The 12,445-nt window shown below is 65.3% G+C and carries 11 protein-coding genes; 3 read left to right on the top strand and 8 right to left on the bottom strand.

The window, feature by feature from the left end:
* Window positions 1–26 precede the first annotated feature (26 nt).
* The 6 genes from PJE01S_RS02085 to PJE01S_RS02110 all read right to left on the bottom strand — a co-directional run bounded on the left by PJE01S_RS02085 (window position 27) and on the right by PJE01S_RS02110 (window position 8,978).
* Window positions 27–4,016, bottom strand: a complete 3,990-nt coding sequence (locus PJE01S_RS02085; RefSeq protein WP_068831460.1) for a translocation/assembly module TamB domain-containing protein — start codon at window positions 4,014–4,016, stop codon at window positions 27–29.
* Entirely contained in the window at window positions 4,016–5,941 is a 1,926-nt protein-coding gene (locus PJE01S_RS02090; RefSeq protein ID WP_245660543.1) for an autotransporter assembly complex protein TamA, read from the bottom strand. The genes PJE01S_RS02085 and PJE01S_RS02090 overlap by 1 nt, the downstream gene beginning before the upstream one ends.
* Before the next feature lie 126 nt (window positions 5,942–6,067).
* Complete coding sequence (locus PJE01S_RS02095; protein ID WP_068831462.1) at window positions 6,068–7,282, bottom strand: vWA domain-containing protein; 1,215 nt, start codon at window positions 7,280–7,282, stop codon at window positions 6,068–6,070.
* A gap of 7 nt (window positions 7,283–7,289) precedes the next feature.
* A complete protein-coding gene (locus tag PJE01S_RS02100) occupies window positions 7,290–7,877 on the bottom strand; it encodes a GNAT family N-acetyltransferase (RefSeq protein ID WP_068831463.1) in 588 nt (195 codons plus the stop codon).
* 2 nt (window positions 7,878–7,879) lie between these two features.
* Window positions 7,880–8,107, bottom strand: coding sequence for a hypothetical protein (locus PJE01S_RS02105; RefSeq protein ID WP_068831464.1), 228 nt, complete (start codon window positions 8,105–8,107; stop codon window positions 7,880–7,882).
* Between the two features lie 16 nt (window positions 8,108–8,123).
* On the bottom strand, window positions 8,124–8,978 hold the full coding sequence (locus PJE01S_RS02110; RefSeq protein ID WP_068831465.1) for an AAA family ATPase: 855 nt from the start codon (window positions 8,976–8,978) through the stop codon (window positions 8,124–8,126).
* A gap of 147 nt (window positions 8,979–9,125) precedes the next feature.
* On the opposite strand from PJE01S_RS02110, the gene PJE01S_RS02115 reads away from it, so the two are divergent.
* Entirely contained in the window at window positions 9,126–9,791 is a 666-nt protein-coding gene (locus PJE01S_RS02115) for a c-type cytochrome (protein WP_068831466.1), read from the top strand.
* Window positions 9,792–9,856: 65 nt separating this feature from the next.
* Here the strand turns inward: PJE01S_RS02115 and PJE01S_RS02120 are convergent, their stop codons facing one another.
* Window positions 9,857–10,291: a DUF1841 family protein gene (locus PJE01S_RS02120; protein WP_068831467.1), complete on the bottom strand. Its 435-nt coding sequence runs from the start codon at window positions 10,289–10,291 to the stop codon at window positions 9,857–9,859.
* Between the two features lie 188 nt (window positions 10,292–10,479).
* Here PJE01S_RS02120 and PJE01S_RS02125 point away from each other — a divergent pair, with 188 nt between their 5' ends.
* On the top strand, window positions 10,480–10,701 hold the full coding sequence (locus tag PJE01S_RS02125; protein WP_068831468.1) for a hypothetical protein: 222 nt from the start codon (window positions 10,480–10,482) through the stop codon (window positions 10,699–10,701).
* Window positions 10,702–10,773: 72 nt separating this feature from the next.
* Here the strand turns inward: PJE01S_RS02125 and PJE01S_RS02130 are convergent, their stop codons facing one another.
* Window positions 10,774–11,601: an IclR family transcriptional regulator gene (locus tag PJE01S_RS02130; protein WP_068831568.1), complete on the bottom strand. Its 828-nt coding sequence runs from the start codon at window positions 11,599–11,601 to the stop codon at window positions 10,774–10,776.
* 140 nt (window positions 11,602–11,741) lie between these two features.
* Between PJE01S_RS02130 and PJE01S_RS02135 the strand changes: the two genes are divergently transcribed.
* Window positions 11,742–12,443: a 3-oxoacid CoA-transferase subunit A gene (locus PJE01S_RS02135; protein ID WP_068831469.1), complete on the top strand. Its 702-nt coding sequence runs from the start codon at window positions 11,742–11,744 to the stop codon at window positions 12,441–12,443.
* The last annotated feature ends 2 nt before the right edge of the window (window positions 12,444–12,445 follow it).

Here is a 12,445-nt window from a genome sequence, read left to right on the forward strand (position 1 = left end):
CCTGACTTCGCACCATGTGGCGCGACTCAATCGTAGGGAATGGTGAAGATCAGGTCCACCGCGCTCTGGTTGCCGGCCTGGGCACGGACCGTGAAGCGGCGCGACAGGTCATAAAACACGTACAGCGTGCCCAGTGCACCCGAAACGCTGCGCTCGTAGGCGGCGTAGAAATTGCGCGAAAAGCGCTTGCCCAGGGTGACAGCGCCTTCGGTGGTGCTGCCGTCGGCGCTGCTGGAGGCGCCGCGAAACGACAGCTCGTCGAGTCCCAGCGCGGCGGCCAGGCCGCCCGACATGCCGCCGCTTTTGCTGCCAAGCAGGGCCAGTGCCGCCTGCTGCAGCAGCGCGGCTTCGGCGCCACCCGAGGCCGCGGCCCGGCCCACGATCAGCCACGACAGTTTTTCCGCATCCGGCAGCTCGGGCTGGGCGTACAGGCGCACGCTGGGCAGCAGGGCGGTGCCGGTGATTTGCACGCCCACGCGCTGCGTGAGGTTGGGGCGTATCGCCAGGATGTCCAGCGCCGGGTTGGCGATGGGGCCGGTAAAGCGCAGCACGCCTTGCTCCACATCCAGGCGCTGGCCGTAAGCCCGGTACTGACCGCCTGCGGTCCTGACCGTGCCGGTCAGCCGGGGCTCGCGCAGCGAGTCGCCATCGAGGGCCAGGCTGCCGCGGATGCGCGTGTCTATGCCCTTGCCCTGAACCCGGAAATCGGGGCCGAGGTCGATCTGCACGGCCAGCTTGACGGGGCGGGCTTCCTTGTCGGCCGTGGCGCCGCTGGTTTGTGCCGGTGCTTGCTGGCCCGCCGCCGCGCCGCTGGCGCTGCGCACCACCACGTCATCGCCCAGCTGCGGCGTGCCCTCGTCGGGCAGGATGATGCGCGCCTCGTCCACCACCAGCCTGCCATTGAGTTCGGTCTGCCCGCCCTTGAGGCTGGCCTGCACCTCGCCCGACACGGTGAGTTTTCTGTCGGTGCGCAGGCTGGCGCGCAGCCGCTGCAGTCTGGCATCCAGCTGGACTTGCGGCCTGCCGTCTATCCAGCCGGCCTCGCCCTGGGCCGTGAGCGTGCCGCCCGTGCCTTTTTCGCCCGCGCCCTGCAGGGTGAACTCGTTGATGCGCATGCGGGTGCCGTCGAGCCGGGCGCGCAGGCGGCCGTTGCCAAACTCGATGCCATCCACTACCGAGCGCAGCGCCAGGTCGTTGGCCTGCAGGTCGCCGGCCAGCTGAGGGGCGGCGCGCGTGCCGCTGATCGCCACATCGGCGCCCAGCGAGCCGCGCAGCCGCCAGCCCGGCGGCGCCAGCAGCGACCACACGCCTATGCGCGGCAGCTGGGCACGCAGCTGGCCACTCAGCGGCGCATCCGCGGGCCATGACCAATGACTCCAGCCGCCGCCACCGCTGCCCGCGGGGGCGCGGGCCAGACGGGTTTTAAGCTGGCCTTCGGCCGTGCCCGCGCGCTCACTGTCCCAGCGCAAGGCCAGCGTCAGGGCCTCGCCTTCGCTGAGCAGCGACAGGCGCGCCTGCCTGACGCCCGCCGCCACGCGCGCTGAGCCGCCTTGCGCGGCTTCGGCCTGCACCGTGATGTCGCCGCTGCTGCGCGCCAGGCTGGCATTGAGGCGCAAGGTCTCGCCGAGCGTGGCGTTCCATTCGCCATCGAGCAGCAGGTTGCCGCCCAGGCCTGCGCCTGCCATTTGGGGGCCGGCCAGCAGCTCGATCCAGGCCATGGGCAAACCGCTGAGTTTGCCGGCGCTGATGAACTCGCCGGGCCGCCAGCGCAGGGGTTGCCAGGACAGGGTGGCCTGCGAAGGAGTTGTCGCTGAAATGGCGCCGGACGGCGCACTCAGGAGCGCCTCGCCGGCACCGCTTTCAAAGGCCCCGCCGCTGCGGGTCGGCGTCCACTTGAGCGGCACCGTGCCGCGCGTGGCCAGCCGCCAGGCGCCGCTGCCCAGGGCCGGGTCTTCCACGCTCACGCTGAGCGTTTTGAGCAGGCCCTGCCAGGTCGCTTCGCTCGGCGCGGCTGGCGGCTTGACGCGCCCGCCTTCGCCGGCCAGTTGCACGCTGAAGCGCCGTTGGTCCACTTCGATGCGGCCCTGCGTGCTGAGTTGGGCCTGGCTCAGGCGACCCGAGAGCGTGGCCTGGAAGGCGCGGATTTTCAACGCCTCTGCCGTTGTTGTCGCGGTTGCGGCGGTGGTCGCCATTGCGGTGTTTGCGGGGGCAGGCGTTGACGCTGCCCTGCGCCAGTCGAGCGAAGACAGTTCCAGCCGTGCCTGCAGGGCCGGGTCTTGCCAGCCGCCTTGCCAGCTGGCCTGCAGTTCGGCGCTGCCGCTGGCCGAAGCGGTCTTCAGCGACGCGGGCAGGCCCGGCAGTTTCTGCAGCCAGCGCAGGGCTTGCGCCATGTCGCTGCCGTGCACGCTCACCTCGCCCTTGCCGCTGGCGGGCCGCAACTCGCCCTGCAGTTGAGCGTCCAGTCCGGGGGCTGTGAGCGTCAGCTTGCCTTTGCCGCCCTTCGCGGCGGGCTGGGCTTCGAGCTGGCCGGCCAACTCGGCGTCGTCGGTGCGCACGCGCAGGGTCGACAGCACCAGGGTGCCGCCCGCCTGTTCGGTATTCCAGCTGCCGGTGGCGCTAGCATCGCGCAGGCGCAGCGGGCCCAGGGGATTGTTTTTGGCGTTGGCGTCGTTGCGCGCCGCCTGCATGTTCGCTTCAAAAGCGATGGCCGCCCCCTGGCTGCGGACGTCGGCCTTGCCGTCCAGCGGCAGCGGGGCCAGCTGGGTGTGCAGCAGGGCCGGGTTGACGTTTCGCAGGGTGGCTTGCAGTTTCCAGGCTGGCGGTGCGCCGGCTGTGCGGGGTGTGGCGCGGGCATCGGCCCATTCGCCGCTGGCCAGCAGCTCGCCGCCGCCCAGCCTGGCCTTGAGCGTACGAACCATGGCCGCGCCCTTGCTGGCGTCTGTGCTTGCGCTGCCGCGCCATTCGCCCTGGGCTTCCAGTCGCTCCAGCGGCAGCTTCTGCTGGTCCCAGGGGCCGGGCAGGGCATTGGCCAGTTGCAGCTGCAGCAGCCAGGCCGAGGCGGCCGGTGCGCCGGAATTTTCCGCCGGCCGCACGCTGGCGCTGCCGGTCAGCAGGGTTTGCGGCCCTCGGGGCCAGAACGCGGCCACGTCCAGGTCGCGAAAGCTCGCGTCGGCTTGCGGCAGGGGTTGCGCAGCCCAGGGCATCACGCGGGCCGTGGCGCTGGCCTGCGGCTGCAACGGCGTTTTTCGCGCTGGAGGCTGAGCCTCCATCTGCAGTTCGGCCTTGACCAGCAGCTCGGCAAGCGGGCCGTGCGCGGTGGCCTTGAAGGCGAGCGGCAAAGCGGTCTTGCCACCGGGGATAAGGGTGTCGAGGGCGCCCGCGAGGCTGGCATCCAGCCGCAGCGGGCTGCGTGAAGACAGGACCGCCCGGCCGTTGTAACGGCCGCGCGCCACCTGCGCGCTGAGCAATTCGAGTTGGTGCGCCAGGCCGTTGAAAGCGTAGTTGCCCGCGATGCCTGAGGCGGAAAATACCGTGCCGCCCGTCCATTGCAGCTGGCCCACAGAGAACCCGTCAAGCACCACCGGCAGCGGCAGCCCGAGCGCCGAAGGCGGCACCGACGGCGTGGTGGAGGGCGGGCGCTGGTCGTCAACCTGCACGCTGGCCGCGGCCAGCCTGTTGAGCTTGAGCGTGCCATGCAGCAGCGACCAGGGCTGCCAGGCCAGCGTGACGTCCCGCACGTCCACACGCAAGCCGTCCCGCTGCCATACCAGCTGGTCGACATGCCCGCCGGCGCGCAGCGAACCCGTGACGCGTTCGGCGCTCAGCGGCTGCGACCGACCTATCCAGCCCAGCGCGGTGGCCAGCGAGCCGTCGGTGCCGGCCCACCACCACAGGCCTGCCGTGGCGCTGACGGCCAGAACGGCCACGCTGCCCGCGGCCCACGCGGCGGCGCGCCACCGGCGCCGCGGCGGGCGGGCCGGTTCAGGCGGATTCGCTGAGGTGGCGGGCGTGTACATCAGAAAACAAATCCCACGCTGACGTGCAGGCGCAGCCGTTTGACCTTGACACCGTAAGCCAGGTCAATCTGCAAAGGCCCGATCGGGCTTCTCCAGCGAACACCTGTGCCAAGGCCGACGGAGGGGCGCAGGTCACGCGGCTTGTCGGCAACGGCACCGGCGTCCAGAAACACCGTGTTTTCCCATTCGCTGGGGCGGCCATCGATCATCAGGGGGCGTTGCCATTCGACGCTGCCGACCGCCATGTAACGGCCGGGCCCGACCACCCCATTGGCCAGCGGAATGCCGATGTCGCGGTAGCCGTAGCCGCGCACCGTGTTGTCGCCACCGGTGCGAAACAGCTGGGCGCTCGGGATGCGGGCCGCGTCTTTGGCCAGCACGGCGCCGCCTTCTGCGCGCATGGCAATACGCCCGCGCCCCAGCGTTTGAATGCCCAGCCAGCGGCCGGTCGTGCGGGTAAAAGGCTGGCGATTTTCGCCCAGCGTGGTGCCGGCGCCCAGCTCGAATCCCAGGCCGTAGCCATTGCTGGGAAAAGGCAGGCTGTTGAAATAGCGGCCGGTCCAGACGTAGTTGGCCGTCAGCGCCGAGCCGTCGCCGGTATCGGCCGCCGAATTGCCCAGCAGGCCTGTGCCATGGACATTGGCCCGATCGTATTGCAGGTAGATATTGCGGTCGATGCGATCACCGGCCTGCGTGCGGCCAAAGCGCAGCCGCTGGGCCTGGGTGATCAGTTCGTTGTCGTCGATGCGTTCGGTACGGCCCAGGGCGACCCAGCGCCAGCTGGCTTCGTCGGGGATGGAGGTCCATTCGGTTTGCGCGAACGGGTCTTTTTTCTCAAGCTGCAATTTGGTGACGGCACGCCAGCCTATGCCGGGTACGCGCTGGTGGGTGTGTTCCACGGATGCCCGCGGCCCGCTGTCGGTGGTCGCACCCACGCCCAGGATGACTTTTTGCAGCCTGGCTTCACGCACCTGCACCTGAACCGGCGCGGCCTGCGGGTCGCTGGCGGGGTCGACAAAAATATAGGCCGAATCGAAGTAACCGCTGGACGCCAGCCGCTGCTGGGCCTCCACCAGCTGGCTCTGGTCATAGACCGCACCCGCATTCAGGCGGGCCAGCCGCGGCACCAGCAGCGGGTCATAACGTTGGATGCCGGTGACCTCCATAGGGCCCAGGCGGTACAGCGGGCCTGAGTCGAGCTGGAGTGTCAGGTGGGCGGTGCGGGCCGGCGCATCCACATCGGCCAGGCTGTCGGCCAGTTTTCCGGCCGGGTAGCGCCTGGCCACCAGCTTGCGCAGGGCCTGTGTCTTGGCGCCATCCCAGGCCTCCTGGGTAAAGCGCTGGCCGGTGGGCAGGCGCCAGTCGCGCCGGATTTCTGCACGCTGGGCAATGGCATCAGGATCCGGTGATTCGGCAATATCTCCCGCGAAGTTGATGGCGACGGGGCCCGTCAGGGTGGCTTCGCCGGGATCCACCGCCACCACGATGGTGGGTCGTTCATTGAGGCCGCCTTCACGCGTGATGCGAATGTCGGGGCTGAAGAAACCCAGCGTGCCCACAAGGTTGCGCACATTGCGCTCGGCCAGCACGATCAGGCGCGCCAGTTCCGCCTCGTCCAGATCGGTCACTGCGCGGTAGCGCTGCAGTTCGAGGTGTTTTTCGAGCAGTTCGCGCACCGCTGGCGGGGCTCGCACGGCAATGTCGAAGGCGGTGACTTCCTGCCCGGCGCTGGTGGGGCCGACGGCGCCTTCCGGCGTCGGGGCCGGCCTTACCTTTTCGGGTGGGGGTTCGGGCGCGGGGGAGGTTTGCGTGACGCCGGACGGCGGCGTTGATAGCGTGGGACGCGTGGGCGAAGCGGGGATGACGGCACTGGCCGGCTGTGCCGGCGCGGCGGTTTGGGCCCTGGCCACGGTCGCAGGAGACATCGCCAACAAGGCGAGAAGGGGGAGCAGGGCGGCGAATGCAAGGCCTGCAGTGGTCAGCCCTTGCGGGGTGGCCGTCCGCGCGCAGCAGGTACGGGGGGTGGTCACGGCCCCGAGTTTACTTGAGCACTACTTGGAGAGCAGACGCATCGCCTCTTCAAGGCCCTTGATGGTCAGCGGATACATGCGCTGGCCCATCAGCTGCTGAATCACGCTGATGCTCTGGCGGTATTGCCAGACGCCCTGCGGCTCCGGATTGATCCAGGCGAACTTCGGAAAGGCGTTGGTCAGGCGCTGTAGCCATTCGGCGCCGGCTTCCTCGTTGTTGTATTCCACGCTGCCGCCGGGCTGCAGTATTTCGTAGGGGCTCATGGTGGCGTCGCCCACGAAAATCAGCTTGTAGTCCTTGTTGTACTTGCGGATGATGTCCCAGGTCGGAAATTTTTCGGCGAAGCGGCGGCGATTGTTCTTCCACATGAAGTCGTAGACGCAGTTGTGGAAGTAATAGAACTCCAGGTGCTTGAACTCGGCCTTCACGGCGGAGAACATTTCCTCGACCCGGTGGATGTGCTCGTCCATGGTGCCGCCCACGTCCATCAGCAGCAGCACCTTCACGTTGTTGTGGCGCTCGGGCACCATCTTGATGTCCAGCCAGCCGGCGTTGGCGGCTGTTGATTTGATGGTGTCGTCCAGGTCCAGTTCCTCCTGGTTGCCCTGGCGGGCGAACTTGCGCAGGCGGCGCAGCGCGACCTTGATGTTGCGCGTGCCCAGTTCCTGCGTGTCGTCGTAATCCTTGTAGGCGCGCTGGTCCCAGACCTTCACCGCGCTCCTTTTGCGGCTTTTTTCCTGGCCTATGCGTATGCCCTGAGGGTTGAAGCCATTGGCGCCAAACGGCGAGGTGCCGCCGGTGCCTATCCATTTGCTGCCGCCTTCGTGGCGCTCCTTTTGCTCTTCAAAGCGCTTCTTCAGCGCTTCCATGAGCTCGTCCCAGCCCATTTTTTCGATCTTGGCCTTGTCCTCGGGGCTGAGTTCCAGCTCCAGGTTCTTGCGCAACCATTCGAGCGGAATCTCCTTGGTGAAATCGGCGATCATTTCCACGCCCTTGAAGTAGCTGGCGAAGGCGCGGTCAAACTTGTCGTAGTGTTTTTCGTCCTTCACCAGCACGGTGCGGCTGAGGTAGTAGAAGTCGTCAATCTTGTAGGCGCCTTCACCGCCGCTGGATTCGTGCTTTTCGCTGTTCGGGCCAACGACACCGACCTCCAGCGCTTCAAGCAGCATCAGGTACTCCTTGACGGACACCGGCAGTTTGGCCGAGCGCAGCGTGTAGAAGAAGTCGATCAGCATGGCAGTCTCAATGACGCGGCTTGTCGAGCAGGTACAGCAGTTGCGCCTTCACCTCGGGCCATTCGCCGGCGCGCAGGCTGTACATGACGGTATCGCGAATGGTGCCGTCGCGGCGCAGCGCGTGGCCGCGGATCACGCCGTCCTTGCGGGCGCCCAGCCGCTCAATGGCGCGTTGTGAGGCGTGGTTGAAGTTGTCGGTGCGCCAACCGACCACATGGCAGCCCAGGGTCTCAAACGCATGCGTGAGCATCAACAGCTTGCAGGTGGTGTTGACATGCGTGCGCTGGCAGCGTGCGGCGTACCAGGTGTAGCCAATCTCGACGCGCTTGAGGGCCGGCACGATGTCGTGGTAGCTCGTAGAGCCCAGCACCTCGCCGCTGTCCGCATCGGTGACGGCAAAAGCCAGGCGGTTGGTGGTCTGCAGCGCGGTTTCGATGTATTCGCGCGTCTCGTACGGTTCGGGCACCGAGGTGATGCGCAGCTTCCACAGCTCGCCATCGGCGGCGGCGGCTTTCAGTCCGGCTTCATGTTCAAGTCCCAGTGGCACAAGCCGCACGCCGCGTGCTTGCAGGGTGACGGGTTCGACAAACGCCATGCTCAATTCTCCTTATCGGGCTTCTGGCGGTTTCTCCAGCGGCGGGCGATCTGCAGGCCCAGGCCGCCGCCCAGGCCCACCAGCACTATGCCGCCTATGGCGCTGTTGCCGTAGCCTTGCGCAAAAATGTCCAGGCCCAGCAGCTGGCCGGCCCAGTAGCCTATGAGTGCACCGCCTATAAAGCCAATGGCGTCCGACAGGCCTTCAAGCAGCAATGATCTCTGGTCCATGGATGGGTCTTCGGTTTCAGCGGTTGTTGCGTTGCATGAACACCAGTTTCTCAAACAGCGTCACGTCCTGTTCGTTCTTGAGCAGCGCGCCTACCAGCGGCGGCACCGCCACTTTTTCGTCCCGGCTTTGCAAGGCCTCCAGCGGAATGTCCTCGGCCACCAGCAGTTTGAGCCAGTCGAGCAGTTCGCTGGTCGATGGTTTCTTTTTCAGGCCGGGCAGATGACGCACGTCATAAAAAGTCTTCATGGCCGCCGCCAGCAGTTCTTTCTTGAGGTCGGGGAAATGCACGTCCACGATTCTCTTCATGGTGTCGGCGTCGGGGAACTTGATGTAGTGGAAAAAGCAGCGCCGCAAAAAAGCATCGGGCAGTTCTTTTTCGTTGTTGGAGGTGATGAACACCAGCGGCCGGTGTTTGGCCCTGATGAGTTCACGCGTCTCGTACACGTAAAACTCCATGCGGTCGATTTCGCGCAGCAGGTCATTGGGGAATTCGATGTCGGCCTTGTCGATCTCATCGATCAGCAGCGCCACCGGCTGCTCCGAGGTGAAGGCCTGCCAGAGCACGCCCTTGACGATGTAGTTGTGGATGTCCTTGACCTTTTCGCCGCCATCGACGGTACTTAGCTGCGAATCGCGCAGGCGCGACACGGCGTCGTATTCGTAGAGGCCTTGCTGCGCCTTGGTGGTGGACTTGATGTGCCACTGCAGCAGCGGAAGGTTCAGGGCCTGCGCCACTTCCTCGGCCAGCATGGTTTTTCCGGTGCCCGGTTCGCCCTTGACCAGCAGCGGCTTTTTCAGCGCGGCGGAGGCATTGACGGCCAGCATCAGGTCCTGGGTGGCGACGTAGTTTTTTGAGCCTTGAAATTTCATGTTCATGGGTCAGCAGCGTGAGAGGTGAGACGGAAATTGAGCGGGCCCTGGTGCGGGGTGCCGGCAATGCATGCCCGGCTTCGACGAGCCCAGATATAATCCAAGGTTGTTTTATACGATGAATTCTCACCGGATTGTGCGCGCAAAATGAATAAGCTGTTCACCACGATATTCGCTGTAGCTGTCTCATGTGTGACGGCGTCAAGCCTTGCCCAGGAGATCAAGGGCGACGCCAAGGCCGGCGAAACCAAGAACGCCATGTGCATCGGGTGCCACGGCATCAAGGGCTACCAGGCTTCCTTTCCCGAGGTCTACAAAGTACCCATGATCTCCGGCCAGGGGGCCAAGTACATCATCGCTGCGCTCAACGAGTACAAAAAAGGTGAGCGCAAGCATCCCACCATGCGCGACATCGCCGCGTCCCTGTCGGATCAGGACATGGCCGACCTCGCCGCCTACTATGGTGCGCATGGCGTGGTGGCCGGTGCCGCCGTGCCGGCCACGCCCAGCAAAGCGCCCAGCCCTGAGGTCCAGGCCTTGCTGAACAAGGCCAATTGCGCGTCTTGCCACGGCGCCAATTTCAGCAGCCCCATCGATCCGGCCTATCCCAAGATCGGCGGCCAGCATGCGGACTACCTGTTTGTGGCACTCAAGGCCTACAAGACTGAGCACAACCCCAAGGTCGGTCGTGGCAACGCCATCATGGGCGGCATGGCCAAGCAATTCAGCAACGCAGAACTCAAGTTGCTGGCCAACTACCTGTCGTCGGTGGACGGTGAGCTGAAGGTTGTTCCGCAGAGCCACTTCCGCTGAGCCGGGAACAAGCCCATTTAAAAAAGCCGCTGCTTCAGCGGCTTTTTTATTGGCGTGAACAGGCCCTAGTCGCGGGTCGCGCGGCGCTGCACGCAGTCTATATATGCCGCGCCATCGGGCGGGCGGCCCGAGCGCTGGCTTTCCCAGACCATTTGCCCCAGACAGTCCATGGTCTCATGGTGCGCGTCATGCAGGGAGTCGCGCCTGGCGGTCAGCAGCTCCACCGCCTGGCGGATGCCGCGCGGCTGGTCGATGGAGCATTGCTCGCTGATGGTCAGGTGCATGGACAGGTGCAGGAAGGGATTGGTTTTACCGCCTTCCACGTCGTACATTTTTTCCAGCGCAGCATCCGCATCGGCAAAGTCCGCGTGGTATTCGGGGTGTTCATCCAGCCACTGGCTTGCTATGGTTTCTATAGCTTCCAGCGGTTGCCCTGAGCGGGCTTTGGCATAAACTGAGCAGAAAAATCGGCGAACGTCGGCTTGCGAGGGCGTGAACATGGCCTGAGCGTATCACGCGATGGTTTCCCGCTGCCGGCGAGGTGGTTTCGTATATGTGCCTCATCGGCGGCGCGCGCCGGCCACGTCCTACAGACAACGCCCGCGGCTTTGCCTACAGTACGCTTCAAGGTGGCGCAGTTCCGGGGCAGGGCCATCCAGGGACCCACAAGCCCGGCGAGGAGATTTCAATGAACGCAGCACGCATTGCCGGAATTATTTTGATCGTGGCCGGACTGGCCGGCTTTTTCACCGGTGGTTTCAGCTTCACCAAAAACACCACCGCGGCCAAAATCGGACCCATTGAGCTGTCGGTGCAGGAAAAAGAATCCGTCAACATTCCGAAGTGGTTGAGCCTGGGGGCCGTGGCTTTGGGCGCGATCGTGCTGGTGGCGGGCTTTCGTAAATCCTGAGCGTCCCTGATGCAGTGGGTGGCTTGTCCAGCCGCGCCAGCCGTCACTTGTGGGGCGCGTGTTTTGGCGGCTTCAGTTGCGCTGAGCGCCCAGCAGGCGGGAAATGGTTTGTGCGGCCGTGAGCAGTTGCGGCAGCATGCTTGCCTGCATCACCTTGGCGCTGGTCCGGTTGGCCTGGCCGCTGATGTTCAAGGCCGCGACGGTCTGGCCGGCCCGGTTGGTGATCGGTGCCGCCATGGACACCATGCCTTCCTCGAGTTCCTGATCCACCAGCGCCCAGCCCTGCCGGCGAACCTGGGCGATGCGCGCCGCCAGCTCATCGATGTCGGTTACCGTGTGTTTGGTGCGCGCTGTCCGTTTTGAGGCTTGCAGGCGCTGCATGAGTTCATTTTCCGGCAGCGCCGAGAGCAGCATGCGTCCCAGCGAAGTGCAATAGGCCGGCAATCGCGAGCCCACGTTCAGGCTGATGCTCATGATCTTGTGCGTGGGCACGCGTATCACATACACGATGTCCGTCCCGTCAAGCACGGCCGCCGAGCATGACTCCTTCACCTGCTCGACCAGGGTCTCCATCACCGGCTCGGCCAGGTTCCAGATCGGCATCGACGAGAGGTAGGCAAAGCCCAGGTCCAGGATGCGCGGGGTCAGGCGGAACAGCTTGCCGTCGCTGTCCACATAGCCCAGGGTTTGCAGCGTCAGCAGAATCCGGCGGGCGCCGGCGCGCGTGAGGCCGCTGCGCCCGGCCACTTCGGTGAGGGTTTGCAGGGGCGACTCGGCGCTGAAGGTGCGAATCACCTCCAGCCCCCGCGCAAAGGACTGAACATAGCTGTCGCCCGGCGCGGGCGTGGTGCGGGGTGCTGCGCTGATGTCGGATGTTGCGCTGGGGGGTTGGGTTGCCATCATGGACAAAATCTCCTAGAATTCATTATACGAACTCTTGTTCTAATGTCGAACAAATTTAGCCGGCGCAGCCTGATTTCCGGGTTTGCTCCATGCGCACGGTGTGTCGCGTTTTTTTTTGCCCCTTTGGAGACTATTGAATGATCAACAAGATTGCCCGTTCCGTTGCCGATGCGCTGGCGGACGTGAAAGACGGTTCCACCGTGCTGATTGGTGGCTTTGGCACCGCCGGCATTCCCAATGAGCTGATTGACGGCCTGATTGAACAAGGCGCCAAAGACCTGACGGTGGTCAACAACAACGCCGGCAATGCCGAGGTCGGCTTGGCCGCTCTGCTCAAGGCCGGGCGGGTGCGAAAAATCATCTGCAGCTTTCCGCGCCAGGCCGACAGTCAGGTGTTTGACGGGCTGTACCGCAGTGGCCAGCTGGAGCTGGAACTGGTGCCGCAAGGCAATCTGGCCGAACGCATTCGCGCAGCCGGTGCGGGCATCGGCGCCTTCTTCTGCCCCACGGGCTTCGGCACGCAGCTGGCGGGTGACCGCGAAACGCGAGAGATCGACGGCAAGCAGTACGTGCTCGAGTACCCGATCCATGGCGACGTGGCGCTGATCAAGGCCGAGAAGGGGGACCGCTGGGGCAACCTCAGCTACCGCAAGGCCGCACGCAACTTCGGGCCTGTGATGGCGATGGCCGCAGGCCGCACCATCGCGACCGTGCATGAAGTCGTCGAGCTGGGCGAGATGGATCCCGAAGCCATCATCACCCCGGGCATCTTCGTTCACCAGATCGTCAAGATCGACCGCGTGGCCACGCAGGCCGGCGGCTTCAAGAAGGCAGCATGACC

Source organism: Polaromonas jejuensis NBRC 106434, assembly GCF_001598235.1.
In the GTDB taxonomy this organism is placed as follows: domain Bacteria; phylum Pseudomonadota; class Gammaproteobacteria; order Burkholderiales; family Burkholderiaceae_C; genus Polaromonas; species Polaromonas jejuensis.